This is a genomic window from Pseudomonas sp. NPDC087814, assembly GCF_044742865.1.
In the GTDB taxonomy this organism is placed as follows: Bacteria; Pseudomonadota; Gammaproteobacteria; order Pseudomonadales; family Pseudomonadaceae; genus Aquipseudomonas.
In genome coordinates, this window is sequence record NZ_JBIUVK010000053.1 from 20,107 (window position 1) to 42,225 (window position 22,119).

18 protein-coding genes are annotated in these 22,119 nt (G+C 60.6%); 9 read left to right on the forward strand and 9 right to left on the reverse strand.

What is annotated here, in order from left to right; all coding sequences use genetic code 11:
* Window positions 1-18: 18 nt before the first annotated feature.
* From pcaF to pcaR, 5 genes are all read right to left on the reverse strand, one after another.
* On the reverse strand, window positions 19-1,224 hold the full coding sequence (gene pcaF, locus ACIOMR_RS26415) for a 3-oxoadipyl-CoA thiolase (RefSeq protein ID WP_178912300.1): 1,206 nt from the start codon (window positions 1,222-1,224) through the stop codon (window positions 19-21).
* Complete coding sequence (locus ACIOMR_RS26420) at window positions 1,221-2,003, reverse strand: CoA-transferase subunit beta (RefSeq protein WP_172834582.1); 783 nt, start codon at window positions 2,001-2,003, stop codon at window positions 1,221-1,223. The genes pcaF and ACIOMR_RS26420 overlap by 4 nt, the downstream gene beginning before the upstream one ends.
* The gene (locus ACIOMR_RS26425) at window positions 2,000-2,857 is read right to left on the reverse strand and encodes a CoA transferase subunit A (protein ID WP_003219830.1); all 858 of its coding nucleotides are present in this window, start codon (window positions 2,855-2,857) and stop codon (window positions 2,000-2,002) included. The genes ACIOMR_RS26420 and ACIOMR_RS26425 overlap by 4 nt, the downstream gene beginning before the upstream one ends.
* Before the next feature lie 147 nt (window positions 2,858-3,004).
* The gene (locus ACIOMR_RS26430) at window positions 3,005-4,351 is read right to left on the reverse strand and encodes an MFS transporter (protein WP_003219832.1); all 1,347 of its coding nucleotides are present in this window, start codon (window positions 4,349-4,351) and stop codon (window positions 3,005-3,007) included.
* 148 nt (window positions 4,352-4,499) lie between these two features.
* Complete coding sequence (gene pcaR, locus ACIOMR_RS26435) at window positions 4,500-5,342, reverse strand: pca regulon transcriptional regulator PcaR (protein ID WP_003219833.1); 843 nt, start codon at window positions 5,340-5,342, stop codon at window positions 4,500-4,502.
* A gap of 667 nt (window positions 5,343-6,009) precedes the next feature.
* On the opposite strand from pcaR, the gene ACIOMR_RS26440 reads away from it, so the two are divergent.
* The 3 genes from ACIOMR_RS26440 (at window position 6,010) to ACIOMR_RS26450 (ending at window position 8,959) form a co-directional block, all read left to right on the forward strand.
* Window positions 6,010-6,210, forward strand: a complete 201-nt coding sequence (locus ACIOMR_RS26440; protein ID WP_003219834.1) for a hypothetical protein — start codon at window positions 6,010-6,012, stop codon at window positions 6,208-6,210.
* 310 nt (window positions 6,211-6,520) lie between these two features.
* Window positions 6,521-7,996 carry an inorganic phosphate transporter gene (locus tag ACIOMR_RS26445; protein ID WP_003219836.1) on the forward strand — a complete coding sequence of 492 codons (1,476 nt, stop codon included), beginning with the start codon at window positions 6,521-6,523 and terminating at the stop codon, window positions 7,994-7,996.
* Between the two features lie 732 nt (window positions 7,997-8,728).
* On the forward strand, window positions 8,729-8,959 hold the full coding sequence (locus tag ACIOMR_RS26450; RefSeq protein ID WP_401197236.1) for a hypothetical protein: 231 nt from the start codon (window positions 8,729-8,731) through the stop codon (window positions 8,957-8,959).
* Here the strand turns inward: ACIOMR_RS26450 and ccoM are convergent.
* Window positions 8,956-9,072, reverse strand: coding sequence for a cytochrome c oxidase subunit CcoM (ccoM, locus tag ACIOMR_RS26455; RefSeq protein ID WP_003210916.1), 117 nt, complete (start codon window positions 9,070-9,072; stop codon window positions 8,956-8,958). The genes ACIOMR_RS26450 and ccoM overlap by 4 nt on opposite strands.
* A 143-nt stretch (window positions 9,073-9,215) precedes the next feature.
* Complete coding sequence (locus ACIOMR_RS26460; protein ID WP_146014684.1) at window positions 9,216-9,473, reverse strand: hypothetical protein; 258 nt, start codon at window positions 9,471-9,473, stop codon at window positions 9,216-9,218.
* 36 nt (window positions 9,474-9,509) lie between these two features.
* Here ACIOMR_RS26460 and ACIOMR_RS26465 point away from each other — a divergent pair, with 36 nt between their 5' ends.
* The 3 genes from ACIOMR_RS26465 (at window position 9,510) to ACIOMR_RS26475 (ending at window position 12,134) form a co-directional block, all read left to right on the forward strand.
* On the forward strand, window positions 9,510-10,382 hold the full coding sequence (locus tag ACIOMR_RS26465) for a LysR substrate-binding domain-containing protein (RefSeq protein ID WP_102368259.1): 873 nt from the start codon (window positions 9,510-9,512) through the stop codon (window positions 10,380-10,382).
* Between the two features lie 88 nt (window positions 10,383-10,470).
* A complete protein-coding gene (locus ACIOMR_RS26470; protein ID WP_003210913.1) occupies window positions 10,471-10,941 on the forward strand; it encodes a RidA family protein in 471 nt (156 codons plus the stop codon).
* Window positions 10,938-12,134, forward strand: a complete 1,197-nt coding sequence (locus ACIOMR_RS26475; protein WP_371132488.1) for an aminotransferase class V-fold PLP-dependent enzyme — start codon at window positions 10,938-10,940, stop codon at window positions 12,132-12,134. Before ACIOMR_RS26470 ends, ACIOMR_RS26475 begins: the two co-directional genes overlap by 4 nt.
* Here the strand turns inward: ACIOMR_RS26475 and ACIOMR_RS26480 are convergent.
* Entirely contained in the window at window positions 12,131-12,472 is a 342-nt protein-coding gene (locus tag ACIOMR_RS26480) for an aspartate-semialdehyde dehydrogenase (RefSeq protein WP_401197241.1), read from the reverse strand. The two genes, ACIOMR_RS26475 and ACIOMR_RS26480, sit on opposite strands and share 4 nt — an antisense overlap.
* Before the next feature lie 216 nt (window positions 12,473-12,688).
* Between ACIOMR_RS26480 and rapA the strand changes: the two genes are divergently transcribed.
* Window positions 12,689-15,535, forward strand: coding sequence for an RNA polymerase-associated protein RapA (rapA, locus tag ACIOMR_RS26485; protein ID WP_003210909.1), 2,847 nt, complete (start codon window positions 12,689-12,691; stop codon window positions 15,533-15,535).
* Between the two features lie 185 nt (window positions 15,536-15,720).
* On the opposite strand, the gene ACIOMR_RS26490 is transcribed toward rapA, so the two are convergent.
* Window positions 15,721-17,067, reverse strand: coding sequence for an MFS transporter (locus ACIOMR_RS26490; RefSeq protein WP_003210907.1), 1,347 nt, complete (start codon window positions 17,065-17,067; stop codon window positions 15,721-15,723).
* A 281-nt stretch (window positions 17,068-17,348) separates the two neighbouring features.
* Between ACIOMR_RS26490 and ACIOMR_RS26495 the strand changes: the two genes are divergently transcribed.
* Together ACIOMR_RS26495 and ACIOMR_RS26500 are read left to right on the forward strand one after the other, a co-directional pair.
* On the forward strand, window positions 17,349-19,610 hold the full coding sequence (locus ACIOMR_RS26495; RefSeq protein ID WP_023659115.1) for a bifunctional diguanylate cyclase/phosphodiesterase: 2,262 nt from the start codon (window positions 17,349-17,351) through the stop codon (window positions 19,608-19,610).
* Window positions 19,611-19,816: 206 nt separating this feature from the next.
* On the forward strand, window positions 19,817-21,994 hold the full coding sequence (locus tag ACIOMR_RS26500; protein WP_023659116.1) for a hypothetical protein: 2,178 nt from the start codon (window positions 19,817-19,819) through the stop codon (window positions 21,992-21,994).
* Window positions 21,995-22,119: the final 125 nt, after the last annotated feature.

The following is a 22,119-nucleotide window of genomic DNA, read 5'->3' on the forward strand; positions in this document are numbered from 1 at the left end:
TCTTTATTCTTGTGGGTCTCAAACGCGTTCGATTGCCAGGGCCAGGCCTTGGCCCACACCGACGCACATGGTCGCCAGGCCTTTGCTGCCACCGGTTTTTTCCAGCTGATGCAGCGCGGTCAGTACCAGGCGCGCACCGCTCATGCCCAGCGGATGGCCAAGGGCAATCGCGCCGCCGTTCGGGTTGACCTGCGGTGCGTCGTCGGCAATCCCCAGTTCACGCAGCACGGCCAGGCCCTGGCTGGCGAAGGCTTCGTTGAGTTCGATCACATCGAAATCAGTTACCGCCAGGCCCAGGCGCTCCACCAGTTTGCGCACCGCCGGCACCGGGCCGATGCCCATCACACGCGGCGCCACACCGGCGCTGGCCATGCCCAGCACCCGGGCGCGGGCGGTCAGGCCGTGTTTTTTGACGGCTTCAGCAGAGGCCAGAATCAGCGCAGCGGCACCATCGTTCACACCAGAGGCGTTGCCTGCGGTGACGGTCTTGTCCGGGCCGTTGACCGGCTTGAGTTTGGCCAGGGCTTCCAGAGTGGTATCGGCCCGCGGATGCTCGTCGTGCTCGACCACGGTTTCGCCTTTTTTGTGGGCGACACGCACCGGTACGATTTCTTCGGCGAAGAAACCGGCGGCCTGTGCAGCGGCAGTACGTTGTTGGCTGCGCAGGGCGAAGGCGTCCTGGTCGGCGCGGGAGATTTTATAGTCGTCGGCCACGTTGTCAGCGGTTTGCGGCATCGGGTCGACGCCGTACTGGGCCTTCATCAACGGATTGATAAAGCGCCAGCCGATGGTGGTGTCTTCCAGCTTCATGTTGCGCGAGAACGCCGCATCGGCCTTGCCCATCACGAACGGCGCGCGGGACATCGACTCGACGCCACCGGCAATCGCCAGTTCCATCTCGCCGCTGGCGATGGCGCGGAAGGCCGTGCCGATCGCGTCCATGCCCGAAGCGCACAGGCGGTTCAGGGTGACGCCGGGGATGCTCTCCGGAAGGCCCGCCAACAATGCCGCCATGCGCGCCACGTTGCGGTTGTCTTCGCCGGCCTGGTTGGCGCAGCCGAGGAACACTTCGTCCACCGCGCTCCACTCCACCGACGGGTTGCGTTCCATCAGCGCCTTGATCGGCAGTGCCGCCAGGTCATCGGCGCGCACGGTGGACAAGCCACCGCCAAAACGGCCGATAGGGGTACGAATGGCGTCACAGATAAATACGTCGCGCATCAGGCTTCTCCGGGGGCTTGGCCGTGGGCGGCAGCGGTGCGTGCCTCAAGGTCGCGCAGGGCAGTCAGTTCAATCTCGGTGGGTTCGGCGCTGGTGGTCACCTGGTCGGCAAAACGAATCGCCCAACCGGTGGCGGCCACTACTTGCTCACGGGTCACGCCGGGGTGCAGGGCGGTGACGACAAATTCGTGGCTGCCCTCCTCCGGCTCCATGATGCACAGGTCGGTAATAATCCCTACAGGACCGGCGCCTGGCAGACCCAGGCGTTTGCGCGAGTCACCGCCTTCGCCGTGGCCGACCGAAGTGATGAAGTCCAGCTTGTCGACAAACGAGCGAGCCGACTGCTTGAGGATGATCAGCACGCTCTTCGCGGAGCCGGCGATCTCCGGTGCGCCACCGGCACCTGGCAGGCGCACTTTGGGCTGGTGGTAGTCACCGACCACGGTGGTGTTGATATTGCCGAAACGGTCGACCTGGGCCGCGCCGAGGAAGCCGACGTCAATGCGCCCGCCCTGCAGCCAGTAGCGAAAAATCTCACCGGTCGGCACCACGGTGTCAGCGGTTTCAGCCAGCTCGCCGTCACCGATGGACAGCGGCAGCACCGAAGGCTTGGCGCCAATCGGGCCGGACTCGTAAATCAGCACCACATCCGGCGACGACGTCAGGCGCGCCAGGTTGGCAGCCTTGGAGGGAAGGCCGATGCCGACGAAGCACACCGAACCGTTCTTCAGGCGGCGCGCGGCGGCGACGGTCATCATTTCGTTGGTCGAGTAAGCCATTATTTGGCCTCCTGCGCGGTGGCCAGCTTGGCCTGGAATTCACTGAAATTGGCGGTGCCGTGGATGTATTCGTTGATCCACGCAGTAAACGTCTCACGGTCCCGGGCGATGGGGTCCCAGGCCTGGTAGAAACGGTTGTCACGTTCGGTGTAACCGTGGGCGTAGGACGGATGCGCGCCACCCGGCACATGGCACACGGCAGTCAGGGCCCAGGTCGGCAGCACGCAGGCGTTCATCGGCGCGTTGAGGTCGTCGACGATTTCTTCAACGGTAACGATGCAGCGCTTGGCCGCCAGGGCCGCTTCCTTCTGCACCCCGAGGATGCCCCACAGCAGCACGTTGCCCTTGCGGTCAGCCTTTTGCGCGTGGATCACGGTGATGTCCGGGCGCACCGACGGCACGGCCGCCAGCACTTCACCGGTGAAGGGGCAGGTCACGGTCTTGATCAGCGGGTTGACCTTGGGCAGGTCGGAGCCGGCGTAGGCGCGCAACACCGCGAATGGCAGGCCGGAGGCACCGGCGACGTAGGCATTGGCCAGGTCGGCGTGGCTGTGCTCTTCGATCTCCAGCGGTTGCGGCCATTGCTTTTCAACGGCGTCCCGCAGGCGATGCAGGGAACCCACGCCCGGGTTGCCGCCCCAGGAGAAAATCAGCTTGCGTGCACAGCCGGCACCGATCAACTGGTCGTAGATCAGGTCAGGCGTCATGCGCACCAGCGTCAGGTCTTTCTTGCCCTGACGAATGATTTCATGACCTGCCGCCGTAGGAATCAGGTGAGTAAAGCCTTCGAGTGCAACGGTGTCGCCGTCATTCACGAACTGCTTTACCGCATCAGCCAGCGAAAGGATTTCAGCCATGGGGTGGGCTCCCGGTATCGATCGAAAAAGGCGCTGGAGGCAGCGCCGAAGTGCTTGAAGATTAAGCCGGGGGTCGGGGCCAAACAATCCGATAATCGACTGAGTGTTCGATTATCGAACGGATTGTTGTCTTGCTATCGGTCCGTTTCAGGTAGCGTCGGCATGGCTGACCATGCCCTTGATCACCACCGCGGTGGTGGCCAATGCCGCCGGGATCACCAGGGCGGTCAGCACCTGTTCGAAGTTCCAGCCCAGGCCCAGCAAGGTCGCGCCCATCCACGCCCCGAGGATCGCGCCGAAGCGGCCGATGCCGAGCATCCACGACACGCCCGTGGCGCGGCCCTGGGTCGGGTAGAAACGTGCGGCCAGCGACGGCATCGCCGACTGCGCACCGTTGACACACATGCCGGCAATCAACACCAGAGTCGCCAGCAGCGTGATATTGCCCAGGCTCTGCCCCACCGCGTAGGCAAACACCCCGGCCAGCAGGTAGAAAGTGCCGATGACCTTGTGCGGATTGAACCGGTCCATCGCCCAGCCCACGCCGACCGCACTCAATACGCCGCCAAACTGGAACAACGCACCGATAAACGCGGCCTGTTCCATGCTGGCGCCGCTGTCGCGCATCAGGGTCGGCAGCCAACTGGTCAGCAGGTAAACAATCACCAGGCCCATGAAATACGTCAGCCACAACAGCAAGGTGCCGGCGCTGTAGGTGCCGGAGAAGATCACCGCGAACACGTTGCGCGCCTTGACGGTTTTCTGTTCGGGCACGCTGAAGCTCGAGGCCTGGGCGACGATGCCCGGCTCGATAGGCGCCAGGGTCTTGCGCACCTTGTCGGTGCCGCGATTGCGCACCACCAGGTAACGCGCCGACTCCGGCAGCCAGAACAGCAGCACCACCGCGAGGATCAGCGGCAACAGGCCGCCGATCATCAGCAGGCTGTGCCAGCCATACGCCGGGATCAGCTTGGCCGAGATAAACCCGCCACCGGCCATGCCCAGGTTGAAGCCGCAGAACATGCTGGTCACCAGCAGCGACTTATGGCGTTCCGGGGTGTATTCGGAGAGCAGTGTCGTGGCGTTCGGCATGCCGGCGCCCAGGCCGAGACCGGTGAGGAAGCGCAGGATCAGCAGTTGATCGACGTTGCTGCTGTAGGCCGAGGCCAGGCTGAAGGCCCCAAACACCAGCACCGCCCCCACCAGCACCACCTTGCGCCCGAAGCGGTCGGCGAGTGGGCCGGAGCCCAGGGCGCCGAAGACCATGCCGATCAACGCGGCACTCATTACCGGGCCGAGGCTGGCGCGGTCGATGCCCCAGTCCTGGGACAGCGCCGGTGCGATGAAGCCCATGGCGGCCGTGTCGAGGCCGTCGAGGAAGACGATGAGAAAACACAGGATCACCACTCGCCACTGATACCGCGACAGCGGCTGGGCGTTGATGAAGGACTGAACGTCCAAACAAGTACCGACAGCAGGTGAAGGCTGATTCATTATTTTTATTTCCACACCGATGGGCGGGCGAACGACCTTGAGTCGTCATTATTATTGGGGCGGCGCCTTGAAGCGCTGCCGCACATTAATAAGCCTTGGGAAACACCGTCAATTCATCCAGCCGGGATCTGTGCGGTCACCGAACAGCTTACGCAAACAGCTGCGCGCTCAGCTCCTGGCTGGCACTGAGCATGCTCGGCAGGAAACGCTGCTCCAGCTCGCTGCGGCTGACCCGCCCGGCATGGGTGCTGACGTTCAGTGCCGCCAGGACCTGGCCCGAAGCGTCGTACACCGGCACGGCGATGGAACGCAGCCCTTGCTCCAGTTCCTGGTCGACAATGCACCAGCCCTGCTGCCGCACTTCCTGCAGGCATTCGAGCAAGGCTTGCGGGGTGGTGAGGGTGCGGCTGGTCTTGGTTTGCAGGTCGGCGTGGTCGAGGTAGTCCTGCAGCGAGGCGTCATCCAGCGCCGCCAGCAGGATACGGCCCATGGAGGTGCAGTAGGCCGGGAGACGGCCGCCCACGGAAAGGTCGACGGAAATCAGGCGTTGGGTGGTGGCGGAGCGGGCAATGTAGAGGATGTCATCACCTTCCAGGGTTGCCATGTTGCACGCCTCGTGGAGCTGCTCGCTCATGCGGTCCAGGTAAGGCTGCGCCGAAACGGCCAGGGGCGTGGACGACAGGTAAGCGTGGCCGAGGGTCAGCACCTTGGGCAACAGCGAATAGGTACGCCCGTCGGTGGTGGCGTAGCCGAGTTTGATCAGGGTATGCAGGCAACGGCGTACGGCAGCGCGGGGGATTTCCGTGCGGTGGCTAATCTGGGCGATGGTCAGGTGGCGCTTGCGCTCCTGGAATGCCTGCACCACGGCCAGGCCGCGTGCCAGGGAGGTCATGAAATCCGGATCACCGGTAAACGCCTGGATGCGCTTGGCCGGTGACGCAACGATCGGCGGCGCCACTGATGCGAAGGAGTTGCGCAATTGATCGTTCATTTGGGGTCCTTTCTCTTATTTTTAACCGCTGCGGGAGGGTGACCGCTATTACAAGCCGCCGTGCAATGGCTGCACAAGGCAGGGCAACCAACATTGGGCGATTATCGGACGGTCATTCGATTATCGCAATTTGTCACCGCCGACCGGTGCCGGAACCCCTCTACATCCATTTGAGTGCCTTTCAGAATCGACTGATGTACGAGAGAAGTTAAGGTTGATTAACGCCTGTAGAACATTGCACGATTTATGGCGCCAATAGTTCAGCAAATACCCCACACACCTGCGTAACAAAACCCTCACACAAAGTTGACGATTTTTAACTTGTTGGCGATAGTGTTATTCAAGCGCGTGGCTATAATGCATCCTGTGCAGGAGCCAGCCTCGCCTGACCCCGAGGATAGATTTCACCCAGTCGTGCACCGGCTGCGTGCAGGCTCCGCCGCAAGTACCTGACACACATTTCGAATGCCTGCCAACTGCTTGTGGCTGTGACAAGAAAACTGTTGCTACGACAACTGCTCTTCTCCGGTATCGTGGCCGCGTGCAATAAAGAAGTGGTTTTTCCTGTATACCTTTCCACGCTGATCTTCAGATTGACGGTATACCGGGGGCGACTTCCCGGCATCGCGTTTCGCCGGAATCAAACTCAACTCAATTAGGTAACAATGTGACGAAAGACGAACTGCGCGCGGAACTTGAGCGCCAGGAACAACGTTACAAGGATGTTTACGGCGGGGAAGTCACCACCTACGCCGCCCAGCCAGAACCTGAACGCAAGCCATGGCGCAAACGAGCCAGCCTGCTCGACCAGGCCTTTGCCCAGGAAATCCAAAAGATTGAACAGGACCTCAAAGCCGAAGAGCCATAAGCGTTTCGGGTTGAGCTTCCAAAGGTGCCATCTCTCTGCCAGTACCACGCTGGTGGAGGGAAGCCCGTTATGTGGCCTTAGCGAAATTTCATACGATTGTTTCAGTTATTCCCTTCCGGCGCTTTATCCCGCGAATTTGATGGATCCTCCATATAAATCAATCACTTGCCAAAGCCCCGAAAACACCGGGATGCACGCCTCCCCCCCATTTTTTTTCGTTGAAGAATGTTACCGATGAGCAGCTAGTGCATTGATTACCGATGTTTTCTGGCATAATCGCGCCCCCTTACGACCGGGTCAGAAAACCTTCATGATCGATTTATTCAGCGGACTGGATGCTTGGGTTCTAGTGAGCCTGTTGCTCGCCCTGGCCTTTGTCCTCGCCTTCGAGTTCATCAATGGCTTTCATGACACCGCTAACGCGGTTGCCACAGTCATCTATACCAAAGCCATGCCTCCGCATCTGGCCGTGTTCTTCTCCGGGGTGTTCAACTTCCTCGGCGTTTTGCTCGGTGGGGTCGGTGTTGCGTATGCCATCGTGCACCTGCTGCCGGTGGAGTTGCTGATCAATGTGAACACCGGCCACGGTCTGGCCATGGTCTTCTCATTATTGGCAGCGGCGATCACCTGGAACCTCGGCACCTGGTATTTCGGGATCCCGGCGTCCAGTTCCCACACCCTGATCGGTTCGATCCTCGGTGTCGGCCTGGCCAACGCCCTGATCAACGACATTCCCCTGGCTGACGGCGTCAACTGGCAGAAAGCGATCGATATCGGCGCTTCGCTGGTGTTCTCGCCGATGGCTGGTTTCGTGGTAGCCGCCCTGGTGTTGCTGGGCCTGAAATGGTGGCGCCCGCTGTCGAAGATGCACAAGACACCGGACCAGCGCCGCAAGCTCGACGACAAGAAGCACCCGCCGTTCTGGAACCGCCTGGTCCTGGTGATTTCGGCGATGGCCGTGAGCTTCGTGCACGGCTCCAACGACGGGCAGAAAGGTATTGGCCTGATCATGCTGGTACTGATCGGTATCGTGCCGGCGCAGTTCGTACTGGACCTGGGCAGCACCACTTACCAGATCGAGCGCACCCGCGACGCCACGCTGCACTTGAATCAGTTCTACCAGCGCAATCAAGAAACCCTCGGTGAGTTCCTGGCCCTGGGCAAAAGCGTGAAAGACGATTTGCCGGGCAAGTTCCAGTGCAATCCGCAGCAGACTGAACCGACGATCAACGCCCTGCTGGGGACCTTGAAAGGTGTCTCTGACTACCATTCGTTGACCGCCGAGCACCGGATTGAAGTGCGTCGTTATCTGTTGTGCCTGGATGACACCGCGAAGAAGGTGGGCAAGTTGCCAGGCCTGGATGCGCGTGAGAAGTCGGACCTGGACAAGTTGCGCAAGGACCTGACGGCGACCACCGAGTACGCGCCGTTCTGGGTGATCCTGGCGGTGGCACTGGCCTTGGGCCTGGGCACCATGGTGGGCTGGAAGCGTGTGGTGCTGACCATTGGTGAGAAGATCGGCAAGCAGGGCATGACGTATGCCCAGGGTATGTCGGCGCAGATCACCACGGCCAGCATGATTGGCTTGGCCAATATCTTCAGCTTGCCGGTTTCCACGACCCATGTGTTGTCTTCGGGTGTGGCGGGGACCATGGTGGCGAACAAGAGCGGGCTGCAAGGTGGCACCGTCAAGACCATTCTGATGGCTTGGGTGTTGACGCTGCCGGCGACTGTGGGCCTTTCGGCCGGGTTGTTCTGGTTGGCTTCCAAGGCTTTGGGTAGCTGACAGCTCTTGGGCTTGTGAAGAGGGTGCGACCTGTGAGGGTCGTGCCTTTTTTTATGGCTGGGGTTTGGGTGTATATCCGTTATTTAGGTAACGGCCACTTATGGTTCCGCTCTTACAGCGGCTCACTTTTGAACAGCGCAAAAGTAAGCAAAACGCTCTTGCCCCACCACTCGGCTCCTCGCCTAGGCTCGGAGTGCCCTCACTCCGGCTTTGGACCGTGGGCCGCCGTCATGGGCCATCCTTGGCCCAGGACGGCTAACCTGGCGTCCTGCCGGGTTACCCACGCTCCAAAGCCTGCGTTCGGCCAGCGTGGTTTAACGGGGCGCCTAAGATCAAGATCAAAAGCAGATCAACAGCACAGCGGCCTACCGGCCGGCTTGAGTGTTTAAAAGCCAAATCAAAAGCTAAAGCGGGCACGGTCCACTGTAGGAGCTGGCTTGCCGGCGATGGCATCAACTGGGTGTACCTGATGCGCCGAGGTGTCTGCATCGCCGGCAAGCCAGCTCCTACAGAAAAGCAGCGCCACACCGCCCGTAGCAGCTGTCGAGCGCCAGCGGGGCTGCGTGCTGTTGATCTTGATCTGCTCTTGATTTTGATCTGCGGGCCCCGTTAACCACGATGGCCGCAAGTAGGCACGGTGGAGCGGGTAAATCGGCAAGGATGCCGATTTAGCCGCGCCGGGCCATGGATGGCCCGTCGCGGCGGCCCGCGGAGCCGTGCCGGAGTGCGGGCATGCCGAGCCTAAGCGAGGCACCGAGTGGTGGGGCAAAGCGTTTTTTGGTTACTTTTTTAGGCGTTTGTAAAAAAGTGACTCGCTGTAAGAGCGAAACCATAAGTAGCCGTTACCGCAGCAACGGATATGTACACAAATCAAAAAATCCAAAACAAAAAATCCAAAACAAAAAAAAGGCGACCGAAGTCGCCCAAAATGCCTTGCGTGCTCATGTATCCGAAAAGACCTAAGGCCTCTTACGCTTATTAGCGTCTTTCCAGATAAAAATTCCAAACCCTACAAAGAACATCACCATGAGGCCAACCGTCAGCACTCCGGCAAACACCACATTATCGAAAAACATGACCGGCCTCCTGCACTTGCCCTGTTGCGATAGGGCTAAGTTAACCAAGAAGACGAAAGAAGAAATTGACGAGGATCAATGTCGCCCGCGACGGAGCGTAAAGAAGGGAAATAACTGACCTGCATCAAACGATGCAGGCTATATCAACGCTTTTTCGGTTTGCTTTTCGGCTTTTTCTTGGGCTTCCCCAACGGCATCGCCTGTTCAAACGCCTGGCGCACTTCATTCAGTCGCTTGTCATTCAGATCATGAACACGTTTGGCCCGTTCGGCATTCAGGTCAATCAGCTTGTCATCGTCACTCATGGCTTGGCTTACGTAATGGCTTGGATGCCCCAATAATGCGTCCTGCGCCAATCCCGCGTAAACAAAATCGATGTCATCCCGCGCATTTGCCCGCAAAATCCCCCCATCCCCCCCTCACACAGAGCGTTCGACGTGGCACTGCACAAGGACCTTCCCCCACTCCTGGCCCTGCGCGCCTTTGAGGCCGTGGCCCGGCATTTGAGTTTTATCAAGGCCGCCGCCGAGCTGTCAGTGACCCAAAGCGCCCTCAGCCATCAAGTGCAGAAACTCGAACAGCACCTGGGCAAACCGCTGTTTATCCGACGCACCCGCGCCATCGATCTGACCGAAGACGGCCAACACTACTACGACCAGATCCGCCCCGCCCTCGACACCATCGCCGCCGCCACCCGCCAGCAGCAAACACCGCCCGCCACCAGCGTACTGCGCGTCGGCCTGCTCGCCTCGTTCGCCACCTTGTGGCTGGCACCGCGCCTGGCGGGGTTTCTCAGCCGCTACCCACACATCCAGGTGGAGTTGGTGCCGGCGATTCAGCTGGCAGATGTCGCCGCCGCCGAGGTCGACCTGGCGATTCGCTACGGCAAGGGCGACTGGACCGACGTGCAGGCCACGCGCCTGATGAGCGAAACACTGTCACCCGTCTGCAGCCCGGCGTTCAAGGCCAGCCAACTGGCCAATGGCCCGCTGCTGATGGCCACCTCGCACCGCCCTTTCGAGTGGACCGACTGGTCCCGGCATTATCAGGTGGATGTGGAGCACTACCCCAAGGCGCTGCTGCACGACTACAACATCGTGGTCGAAGCCGCCGTCGCCGGCCAGGGCATCGCGATGGGCCGCCACCGCCTGATCGAACGCAGGCTCAAGGAAGGCACATTGGTGGAGGCCTTCGACTGGCCGCCCTATCAAAGCGAGATCGGTTACTGGCTGATTGCCCCGCATGGCGAAACCAGCACGGCGGCCGCTTGTTTCAGTGAATGGCTGCGGGAAATCTGTGCCGACGCATGAGTTATTTCGATACGTCGAGTTAAATCTATCCGTTTGTCGGCGAAAATCGCCCCGCCCATGCTGAAGACTCTTTCCAAGAGGATTCACCATGAGCCACTCCATCTCGCAACGCGTACAAGCCCTCGGCCTGAGCCTGCCGACACCCAGCCAGCCGATTGCCAACTACGTGAATTACGTGATCAGCCAGAACCAGCTGTTCATCTCCGGCCAAATCCCGCTGCTGGACGGCAAACCCACTTACATCGGAAGACTCGGCGAATCCATCAGCGAAGACGAAGGCGCCAAGGCCGCCGAGCTCGCGGCGCTGGGCCTGCTGGCCCAATTAAGCGATGCCCTGGGCGATGACCTGTCGCGACTGGTGCGCATCATTCGGTTGGGCGTATTTATCGCCAGCAGCGGTGATTTCCAGCGCCAGGGTGCAGTCGCCAATGGCGCTTCGAACTTGCTGGTCAACGCCCTCGGCGACAAAGGCCGGCATGCCCGTACGGCCGTGGGCGTCGCCAGCTTGCCGGGCGGCGTAGCCGTGGAGATCGACGCGATTTTCGAGTTGCAGCCGTGACTGCGCTGTCCCTGACCGAGGTCCGGGAGCTGCGGGACGAAACGCCGGGCTGCCAGTCCGGCATCGTCCACTTCAACCACGCCGGGGCCTCCCTGCCCAGCCAAGGGACGCTTGATGCAATCATTGACCAGTTGCAGCGCGAAGCCCGCGACGGCCCGATGGAGGCCGGCGAACACGGCGCACTGCTGACAGAAAAAGCCCGTCGCGCCGCCGCGCAACTGCTCAATGCACCCGTGTCATCGATTGCCTTCGCCAGCAGTGGCTCGACCGCCTGGAGCATGGCGTTCCAGGCGTTGGGCCCGTGGCAGCCAGGCGACCGCATTCTGGTGGGCCGCCACGAATGGGGCGGCAACCTGGCGAGCATGCAGACGGCCGTGCAATCGGGTGCACAAGTAGAAGTGATCCCCTGCGATGAAACCGGCGCGGTATCCGTCGCCGGCCTGGAAGCCATGCTCGACGCCCGGGTGCGGTTGATCGACCTGACCTGGCTCCCCGCCAACAGCGGCTTGATCAACCCGGCCGAGGCCATCGGCGCGTTGGCCAGGCGTCATGGCATTGCCTATTTCATCGACGCCGGGCAAGCCATCGGCCAGGTGCCGGTGGATGTGCAAGCGCTGCACTGCGATGTGCTCAAGGGCGCCGGGCGCAAGCATCTGCGCGGCCCACGCGGGACCGCCCTGCTCTATGTGCGGCCGGACTTTCTCGAGCGCTTGAACCCGGCCCAACGCGATGTGTTTTCGGCGCCCTGGAGCCCTGCGGGATTTGACTTGCGCAACGACGCCCGGCGCTTTGAAACCAGCGAAGTGTCGTTCGCCTTGCTGGCAGGCCTGGGCAATGCGTTGCTGGAGGTCAATCGATTGGGGGTCGAGCGGGTACGCGAGACGGTCCGGCTGTTAAGCGACACAATCCGTGAACAATTGCGCCGAATCGACGGGATTACCTTGCATGACCTGGGAACCAGCGCAAACCAGTCCGGCCTGATCGCGTTCAACCTGGCCGGCTGGGACGCCTTCGAGCTCAAGCGCCGCCTGGGCCTCAAGCGGATCAATATCGGTGCCAATGGCGTGCCCTACACTCCACTGGACATGCAGGCCCGCGAGCTGGACAGCGTGGCGCGAATCTCCGTGAGCTACCTCAATACGGCGCAAGACATCGAGCAACTGATCGCCGCCCTGCGCGAACTGCGGGATTAAACCTCGACGTCCACCCACAAGCCTTGCCGTGGTGCGTCTTCAATCAACGGCACCACCGGCACGGTGTTGTCGGCGTTGAGTTCGTCACCGGGAACAGCCAGGTGCCCCTGCGAGTCTTCATCGGCTTCGCGGCGACGCTTTTGCTGTTCCTGCTGGCGACGTTGCTCCTCGCGCAGCAGCAAAGCCGCTTCCTCGGGATCGCGCTTTTGCAGGTCGATGGTACTTTCGTTGGAGCCTGGCTGAACCGGCGCCACGGGCGGGATATCCGGCTTCTGGCGCACCGGGTCAAGCTGCGACGTGACCGGCACAACACTCAAGGGCAGCATGGGTGGCAGCATATTATTAGTCTCCTGTTCAGCAGACTGTCGGCTGCGTGGGTGACGACTTGAGCGTCAAGCCGCCAACTTGTGAACCAATCGTCATCTATCCGACGAAGATACCGCCCTTTTTCTTGCCGCTTGTAGCTTAAAGCTCGAAGCTGCACCTATTCCTTTTGGTCTGGAAGCCGTGTTCCGTTAGAATAGTCGGCTTTTTCACGGCGGGAGTCAGGCAGCATGGCGCAGCAGTATCAACCGGGGCAACGCTGGATTAGTGACAGCGAAGCAGAGCTGGGGTTAGGCACCGTTCTGGCACAGGACGGCCGCTTGTTAACCGTGCTCTATCCGGCCACTGGCGACACTCGCCAGTATGCGCTACGGAATGCGCCCCTCACTCGCGTGAGGTTTTCGCCGGGTGACACCATCACCCATTTCGAAGGCTGGAAAATGACCGTGCAAGAAGTCGACGACGTCGACGGCCTGCTGGTCTACCACGGCCTCAATGGGCAAAACGAGCAGGTCACCCTGCCGGAAACCCAGCTCTCGAACTTCATCCAGTTCCGCCTGGCCAGCGACCGTCTGTTCGCCGGCCAGATCGACCCGCTGCCCTGGTTCTCCCTGCGCTACCACACCCTGGAACACACCAGCCGCCAGTTGCAGTCCTCGCTCTGGGGCCTGGGCGGCGTGCGTGCGCAACCGATCGCGCACCAATTGCACATCGCCCGTGAAGTCGCCGACCGTATCGCGCCGCGGGTTCTGCTGGCGGACGAAGTGGGCCTGGGCAAGACCATCGAAGCCGGCCTGGTGATCCATCGCCAGTTGCTGTCGGGTCGCGCCAACCGCGTGTTGATCCTGGTGCCGGAAAACCTCCAGCACCAGTGGCTGGTGGAAATGCGCCGCCGCTTTAACCTGCAGGTCGCACTGTTCGACGAAGAGCGCTTTATCGAAAGCGATGCCACCAACCCGTTCGAAGACACCCAGCTCGCGCTGGTGGCCCTGGAATGGCTGGTGGACGACGAGAAGGCCCAGGACGCGCTGTTCGCGGCCGGCTGGGACCTGCTGGTGGTCGACGAAGCGCACCACCTGGTCTGGCACGAAGAAAAAGCCAGCCCCGAGTACTCGCTGGTGGAACAACTGGCCGAAGTGATTCCGGGCGTGCTGCTGCTCACTGCAACCCCTGAGCAACTGGGCCAGGACAGCCACTTCGCGCGCCTGCGCCTGCTGGACCCGAACCGTTTCCACGACCTGCACGCCTTTCGCGCCGAGAGCGAAAACTATCGCCCGGTGGCCGAAGCCGTCCAGGAGCTGCTGGACAAGGGCCGTCTTTCGCCCGCCGCCCACAAGACCATCCAGGGTTTCCTCGGCGACGAAGGCGAAGCGCTGCTGACCGCCGTCAACGATGGCGACGCCGAAGCCAGTGCCCGCCTGGTCCGCGAACTGCTGGACCGCCACGGCACCGGCCGCGTGCTGTTCCGCAACACCCGCGCCGCGGTGCAAGGCTTCCCGGAGCGCAAGCTGCACGCCTACCCGCTGCCGTGCCCGGACGAATACCTCGAGCTGCCTTTGGGCGAACACGCCGAGCTGTACCCGGAAGTCAGCTTCCAGTCGCAGCCGGATGTGGATGAAGAACAACGCTGGTGGCGTTTCGACCCGCGCGTCGAGTGGCTGATCGACCAGCTGAAGATGCTCAAGCGCACCAAAGTCCTGGTGATCTGCGCCCACGCCGAAACCGCCATGGACCTGGAAGACGCCCTGCGCGTGCGCTCCGGCATCCCGGCCACGGTGTTCCACGAGGGCATGAACATCCTCGAGCGCGACCGCGCTGCCGCCTACTTTGCGGACGAAGAATTCGGCGCCCAGGTGCTGATCTGCTCAGAAATCGGCAGTGAAGGCCGCAACTTCCAGTTCTCCCACCACCTGGTGCTGTTCGACCTGCCGTCCCACCCGGACTTGCTGGAACAGCGGATCGGCCGTCTGGACCGGATCGGCCAGAAACATGTAATCGAACTGCACGTGCCGTACCTGGAAACCAGCCCGCAAGAGCGCCTGTTCCAGTGGTACCACGAGGCGCTGAACGCGTTCCTCAACACCTGCCCGACCGGCAACGCCTTGCAGCACCAGTTCGGCCCGCGCCTGCTGCCGCTGCTCGAAAACGCCGACGACGGCGAGTGGCAAGGGCTGATCGACGAAGCCCGTGCCGAGCGCGAGCGCCTCGAAGCCGAACTGCACACCGGCCGCGACCGTTTGCTGGAGCTCAACTCCGGCGGCGCTGGCGAAGGTGATGCGCTGGTGGAAGCGATCCTTGAGCAAGACGACCAGTTCACCCTGCCGATTTACATGGAAACCCTGTTCGACGCCTTTGGCATCGACAGCGAAGACCATTCGGAAAACGCGCTGATCCTCAAACCCAGCGAAAAAATGCTCGACGCCAGCTTCCCCCTGGGCGACGACGAAGGTGTGACCATCACCTACGACCGTAACCAGGCGCTGTCGCGCGAAGACATGCAGTTCATTACCTGGGAACACCCGATGGTGCAGGGCGGCATGGACCTGGTGCTGTCCGGTTCCATGGGCAACACCGCCGTGGCGCTGATCAAGAACAAGGCGCTCAAGCCGGGCACCGTGTTGCTGGAACTGCTCTACGTCAGCGAAGTGGTTGCTCCGCGTTCGCTGCAGTTGGGCCGTTACCTGCCACCGGCGGCACTGCGTTGCCTGCTGGATGCCAATGGCAATGACCTGTCGGGCCGCGTGTCGTTCCTGACCTTGAATGACCAGTTGGAAAGCGTGCCGCGGGCCAGCGCCAACAAGTTCGTGCAGGCCCAGCGCGACCAGCTGACGCCGCGGATCAACGCCGGTGAGGAGAAGATTGCCCCGCGTCACGCCGAGCGTGTGGCCGAGGCTCAACGTCGCCTGGCGGCGGATACCGACGAAGAACTGGCGCGCCTGACCGCGTTGCAAGCGGTCAACCCGACCGTGCGCGACAGCGAACTGGTTGCCCTGCGCCAACAGCGCGAGCAAGGCCTGGCGATGCTCGACAAGGCGGCGCTGCGACTGGAAGCGATTCGGGTGTTGGTCGCTGGCTAACTTCGCCGCCCTACCCTGACAAACAAAAAGGCCCGCGCAATGCGGGCCTTTTTTATTCACTGTAGACATCGTTGTTATTGATGACCTCTTCGCGAGCAAGCCCGCTCCCACATTTGACCGAGTTCCATCTTGAGAATGCGGTCAAATGTGGGAGCGGGCTTGCTCGCGAAGGCGTCACCTCGGTCTCAGGCAGTAACCGCCCTGGCCGGCACCTCCACCACCCCCAACCCATCCTTCATCCGCTGGGCATCGCGCACAAAACTGCGGGACGCCTGGAACAGAAACAGCATGGTCAAAAACAGCGCCACCGGAATCAGGTACATGGCGTCATGCAGTCCCACCGCCTTGTAAGCCTCGGTCATCTGCTGGGCACCGTCGGCATACATCGCCGAATGGGCAAAATGATCCGACAACCCGCCCACCACAATCGGCCCCATGCCCCCGCCCAGCAAATACAAGCCGGCGAAGAACAATGCCATCGCCGTCGCCCGCAGGCGCGGCTCGACCACATCCTGGATCGCCGTGTACACGCAGGTGTAGAAGTTATAGGCAAACAGCCAGCCGACACTGAACAGCGCCACAAATACACCAATCTCGATCCGCCCCGCGTGCAACGCCCAGGCAGTGGTCACTGTAGAGATAATCAAACTGCACGCCGCGAACAGCAGCCGGCCGTTAGCGATGCGTTGATGGATCTTGTCGGCAATCCAGCCGCCCAGGGTCAGGCCCACCAGGCCGGTAATCCCGACGATGACACCGGTGGCGACTGCCGCATCCTGCAACGGCAGCAGGAAATAGCGCTGCAGCATCGGCACCAGGAACGAGTTGCAGGCATAGGTGGCGAAGTTGAAGCACAACCCGGCCAGCACCAGCCAGAGGAATGTCGGCACCGCCAGCACCCGGCGAATCGGCCGGTCGACTTTCTCCTGGGAGACTTGCACGGCTTCCGCCGCGCCGCGCTTGGGTTCCTTGATGTAGAACATGAACACCGCAAGGATCAGCCCCGGCACCGCGGCAATAAAGAACGGCGCACGCCAGCTGTCGAACGCCTTGACCATCGCACCAATGGTGAAGAAGGCCAGCAACAGGCCCAAGGGCAGGCCCAGCATGAAGATCCCCATGGCCCGGGCACGGCGGTGGGCCGGAAACAGGTCACCGATCAGCGAGTTTGCCGCCGGCGCATAACTGGCCTCGCCGATGCCGATGCCCATGCGCACCAGCAAAAAGGTCCAGAAGCTGCCCACCAGACCATTGACCGCTGTCAGGCCACTCCACGCCGCCAGGCCCCAGCCCATGAGTTTGCTGCGCGAGCCGGTATCGGCCAGGCGCCCCAGCGGCAAGCCGGCAATTGCATAAACAATGGTGAACGCGGTACCGATGATCCCGAGCTGGAAGTCGCTGAGGTGCCACTCCATGCGGATCGGCTCGATGATGATCGCGGGAATGGTGCGGTCGAAAAAGTTGAACAGGTTGGCCAGGAACAGCAGGAACAGAATGCGCCAGGCATTCGCCGCTTGGGTCGAGTTCTGCATGGGTCCGTCTCTTTTATTGTTATGTGAGCCGCGATGCCAGACGCATCCTGAGCCCGGAACCTGCAATCTAGTCAGCCTCGTGGGGATTGTCTGTAATGATTCGTAAGTCTGATGTCACTCCATCGGGCGACTCTGGCTGTCATCCCTAATCATTTAGTTCTAGTTGTTTATAAACTCATCGCCAAATGATTAGAAGCAATCTGCCATCAATCCTTGTAACTCGCTCACGCTCTCTATACTGAAAGACGCAGTCAGACTAAAACTCTGTGACGGGACATGCTATGGAATGGCTTGGTTTGCATTTTTTTACCGACCTTCCGGACAGTGGGCACTTATTACTCAATTGCAGTCATAACCCCTTTCTGGTGCTACTGGCTTACGTGGTGGCCTGTGCAGCGGGCTTCGGCACCCTGGACATGGCCGAGCGGGTCGGCCATGTCGACAACCCCAAGGCTCAACGGCACTGGCGCTGGGTAGGCGCGGGCTGCCTGGCAGGCGGCATCTGGTCGACCCACTTCATCAGCATGCTGGCCTTCCAGGCGCCTATCGCGATTCACTACGAATTGATCATGACGTTCGCCTCACTGCTGATCGCCCTGATCGCGGCGCTGTTCGCCATGCAAACCCTCAGTCATCCAAGACTGCGCGCCCACCAATATGTGCTGGCGTCGGTGTGGATGGGGCTGGGTATTGCGCTGATGCACTACGTGGGCATGTCGGCCATGCGCTCCGAGGCGGGCGTGTATTTCGAGACTGGCTTGTTCCTCGCCTCTGTGTTGATCGCGATCGGCGCCAGCCTGGCGGCTTTGCTGCTGTCGCTGTACCTGCGCAACGGCACCGGCATGTTCCATCAATTGCTCAAGTACGCGGCCAGCCTGGTGCTCGGCGCGGGCATTATCAGCATGCACTTCACCGGCATGGCGGCCATGCAGCTGCTGGTACCCGAAGACCTCGTACAGTCGGCACTGCCGGTGGACAACAACCCGGTCCAACTGGGGCTGCTGGTGGCGGTCATCGCACTGCTGGTGATTGGCAGCAGCATCAGTGCTGCCCTCGCGGACAAGAAGCTGCAACACAAGGAAACCGACCTGCGCCGGGTCAACGCCCTGCTCACCGAACTGGACCAGGCCCGCGCCTCGCTGCAACAGGTGGCGCATTACGATGCCCTGACCACCCTGCTCAACCGCCGTGGTTTCAACCAGATCTTCGCCGAGAAACTCGCGGAAAAAACCGCCACCGACGGCATGCTGGCGGTGATCTTCCTGGATATCGACCACTTCAAGCGCATCAACGACAGCCTCGGCCATGACGCCGGCGACGAACTGCTGACGGTGCTGGCCGGCCACATCAAAAGCTCGGTGCGCAGCCATGACGACGTGGTCGCGCGGTTTGGCGGTGACGAATTCTGCATCCTGATCAGCATCCATCACCGCGATGAAGCGCGGCACATGGCCCAGCGCATCATGCAGAAAATGAAAGACCCCATCGAACTGGCCGGCCGGCGCATGGTGATGACCACCAGCATCGGCATCAGCCTGTTTCCCGAAGACGGCAAAACCAGCGAAGAGCTGCTGAAGACCGCTGACCTGGCGCTGTATCAGTCCAAGGATGCCGGGCGTAATAGCCTGAACTTCTTCAGCTCCAACCTGAAAACCCGGGCCTTCCTGGAACTGCAGCTGGAAGAGGAACTGCGCGCCGCACTGCGGGGCAAGAACGAGTTGGTGCTGTTTTACCAACCGATACTTGACCTGAAAAAAGGCAGGGTCACGCGCCTCGAAGCCCTGGTGCGCTGGCAACACCCCCAACATGGCCTGCTGACCCCGGACCGGTTCATCGGCATTGCCGAAAGCAACGGGCTGATTGCCGAACTGGATCACTGGGTGCTGCGCCAGGCCTGTCACGACCTGAGCCTGCTGTCGGAGCAAGGCCACACTGAATTGGTCATGGCCGTGAACTGCTCGGCCCTCAACCTGACGCGTGACGAGTTGGCCGATGAGATCGAAAACGCCCTGCGCTTCGGCGGGATCGCGGCCAATCGCCTGGAACTGGAAGTAACCGAGAACGCGCTGATGGGCAATATCAGCAGCACCCTGGCATTGCTGCGGCAAATCCGCGCCCTGGGCGTGTCGCTGTCCATCGACGACTTCGGCACCGGCTACTCGTCCCTCGCCTACCTCAAGCGCCTGCCGTTGAACACCTTGAAAATCGACCGTTCATTTATCCAGGATATCCCCAAGTCGAACGCCGACATCGAGATCGTCCAGGCCATTATCGGCATGGCCCACACCCTGCACCTGCAGGTGGTGACAGAGGGCGTGGAAACCCTGCAACAATTTGAAGTGGTGCAAAAACACGGCTGTGATTTTGTTCAGGGTTACCTGCTCAGCGCTGCGGTACCGTTGAGTGATATCAGCGCGGTGATCAACAGCCTGGACCAGAACAACCTGTTCAGCCTGCTGGGCCTGACGGGGGGTGACCCCGCGCCGAAAGATCCGCCTTCGGGTCGTGCGGGCCCGGCGTCCATCGTTCGGCCAATTCGCTGACGCCGAAAATTTGGCAATTCGCCATCATTTCACTAAAGAACCCCGACGAACGGCCGATTCATCAGAGTCCGGCCAGGCTTTCCCCTTAAAACCCTAGGGTTAAACCCTATCGCCCAGGACCAGGACGCACTGTAAAGTCGCGATCTCTCATTCTGTGATGGCTATTTGATACTTACTCAGCCATCCGTCCAGGCACATGGCGCACAATGACTTCTAAAAATAACTCTGCCACCGCGGTATCCGACGTGTTGCTGACAGCCCCTGCGGAAAAACCCTCAGGTTCAAAGTCATTGAGCACCGCCCGCCCACTGGCCACCCAGCAGTACCTGTACTTCACCGAAACCAACACCGACCGTATCCTCGACAACCTCGACGGCCTGCGCGACATGGTGTTCCCGCGCGCACCGCACCTGGAAGTCGACGGTGAACTGCGCAATGAGCAGGAATTCCCCTCGGTGTGCCTGATCGGCCTGGGCCGCTGTGGCTCCAACATTGCCCTGGATGTGGCAGAGCTGGTGTACAACGCCCGCAAGTTCTACCTCAACGAATTCAGCAACGAAGACAAATCCACCGACAAGGGCTACCGCCCCGCCCAGTGGATTCGCAACAACCTGCGCCTGGGTTCGAACAAGGGCACCAAACCGGTGTTCCTGGTCGAGCCGCTGGTGATGCTGGGCGACCTGGACAAGGACATTGCCGGGCGCATCCGTTTCTCGCGCAAGGGTGAGAAAAGCGGTTTCCTGCGGGACTACAGCAAGATGAAAATCATGGACCTCTCGGAAGTCCATGCCGGTGGCGCCGGTAACGCGCCGATCCTTGGCCAGTACCTGGCCAAAATCATCCTCAACAAAGACACCCAACGTTTTTCCAGCCCCGACTGGAAGATGATCCACTCGTACCTGATCGACTCCTGCGGCATCAAGGCCAACCAGTCGCGCCTGTACTTCTCGATCTTCAGTGCCGGCGGCGGTACCGGTTCAGGCATGGCCTCGGAGTTCGGCCTGGCCCAGCAGCACTCGTACATGAACAAGACGTTCGACACCAAGCCCGCCGATGAACATGACAGCAAAAGCGGTCACGCCTTCGTGTTCGAACCGATCTTCACCAGCGGGATTTGTGTGCTGCCGAACATCTCCGATCACCGCAGCGAAATGTCCGAGGCGCTGCACATCAACGCCGGGCGGCTGTTGTGCAAATACCTGTCGGAAGAATGGGACTTCTCGTACAACTTCGACAATGAAGACAGCAGCGAAGCCAGCGTGAAAGGCCGTATCCGACCGTGGAACGCGATGATGCTGATCTCCAACGACATCATGCGTTACGCCGAGGAAAGCGATGACGGCAACATCCAGAACATTGATGTCAATGCCATGGAAAAGCACGCCAACCAGTACATCTCGCAGCAGATCTTCAACATTCTGACGGCCCAGGCGGTTACCACCGACTACGACCAGAACTACTTCCGTCGCGCCGGGATCGACATTGGCGAGACCATCCGCCTGGATGCCAACGACCTGTTCATGAGCCTGGCCGGCCCGGTGGCGATTGCCTACGCCGAATCGGTGGTGCCGGAAACGCCGGCGCCTTCGAGCGACAAGTTCAAGGTGTTCGAAAAAGAGCCGCAGCGGCTGAACATCGACGACTTGTTTTTCCGTTCCATTGATCTGCCGCACTTCAACAAGGTGACCCAGGCGATCGAAGGCATCAGCCTGTTGCCGATTGAGTCCAAGCGGTACAAGGCCTCTCTGGAGCAGTACAAGAATTCCGGCTATGACGCGGCGGCGTTGCATGACTTGCACTTCTTCAAGAACTGCTCGTCGGTGGTGTCGATTGTGTCGTTGCCCAAGGATTACAAGCTGTCCTATATGGACCTGAATCGGCTCAAGACGCACCTCAACAGCCTGTTTCCCAATACGACGCTCAAACGGTATGCGCTGGTGATCGGGGCGTCGGCCAACTTGTCGCTCACGACCTTGATCGCTAAAAGCCCGTGCCTGTCGGATGATTTTTTGACGTTGATCGTGGCATTTATCAAGCGCTGTTTTGCGCGTAATCCGTATCGGTTTGATGACACCTTGGATAATTCGATCCTGGATTTCATCATCCATGAGGATTTTGATGAAGACCGGATTGATGAGCTGCTCAATGAGTTCGAGAACCCGGCGAAGATCCTGGATACCAACTGGTATGCGATCAAGCCGATGTACGAGAAGAAGTATCGTGAGTTGATCAACGACAAGGACAAGTTTGTGTCGATCAACGATATTCGTCTGTCGCGGGATTGTGTGAAGAAGGCGATCAAGTACCTGCGTGAGATTTATCGTCACCGGATTGGGAAGACCAAGGTTATTTCGCTGAATAACCATACCGGGAAAACGGCGTAGGCTTTGTTGCTGAGGTGGGGTGTATATCCGTTATTTGGGTGATGGCTTATATCGGTTCCGCTCTTACAGCGGCTCACTTTTGAACAGCGCAAAAGTAAGCAAAACGCTCTTGCCCCACCACTCGG

What these genes read in the sequence shown, in the direction of transcription:
- pcaR (WP_003219833.1), bottom strand. Translation starts at nt 5,342, where the DNA reads ATGAACGATCAATTGCGCAACTCCTTCGCATCAGTGGCGCCGCCGATC.
- ACIOMR_RS26500 (WP_023659116.1), top strand. Translation starts at nt 19,817, where the DNA reads ATGACTTCTAAAAATAACTCTGCCACCGCGGTATCCGACGTGTTGCTG.
- ACIOMR_RS26490 (WP_003210907.1), bottom strand. Translation starts at nt 17,067, where the DNA reads ATGCAGAACTCGACCCAAGCGGCGAATGCCTGGCGCATTCTGTTCCTG.
- ACIOMR_RS26425 (WP_003219830.1), bottom strand. Translation starts at nt 2,857, where the DNA reads ATGGCTGAAATCCTTTCGCTGGCTGATGCGGTAAAGCAGTTCGTGAAT.
- ACIOMR_RS26495 (WP_023659115.1), top strand. Translation starts at nt 17,349, where the DNA reads ATGGAATGGCTTGGTTTGCATTTTTTTACCGACCTTCCGGACAGTGGG.
- ACIOMR_RS26470 (WP_003210913.1), top strand. Translation starts at nt 10,471, where the DNA reads ATGAGCCACTCCATCTCGCAACGCGTACAAGCCCTCGGCCTGAGCCTG.
- ACIOMR_RS26480 (WP_401197241.1), bottom strand. Translation starts at nt 12,472, where the DNA reads ATGCTGCCACCCATGCTGCCCTTGAGTGTTGTGCCGGTCACGTCGCAG.
- ccoM (WP_003210916.1), bottom strand. Translation starts at nt 9,072, where the DNA reads ATGTTTTTCGATAATGTGGTGTTTGCCGGAGTGCTGACGGTTGGCCTC.
- rapA (WP_003210909.1), top strand. Translation starts at nt 12,689, where the DNA reads ATGGCGCAGCAGTATCAACCGGGGCAACGCTGGATTAGTGACAGCGAA.
- ACIOMR_RS26430 (WP_003219832.1), bottom strand. Translation starts at nt 4,351, where the DNA reads ATGAATCAGCCTTCACCTGCTGTCGGTACTTGTTTGGACGTTCAGTCC.
- ACIOMR_RS26450 (WP_401197236.1), top strand. Translation starts at nt 8,729, where the DNA reads ATGCCGAGCCTAAGCGAGGCACCGAGTGGTGGGGCAAAGCGTTTTTTG.
- ACIOMR_RS26445 (WP_003219836.1), top strand. Translation starts at nt 6,521, where the DNA reads ATGATCGATTTATTCAGCGGACTGGATGCTTGGGTTCTAGTGAGCCTG.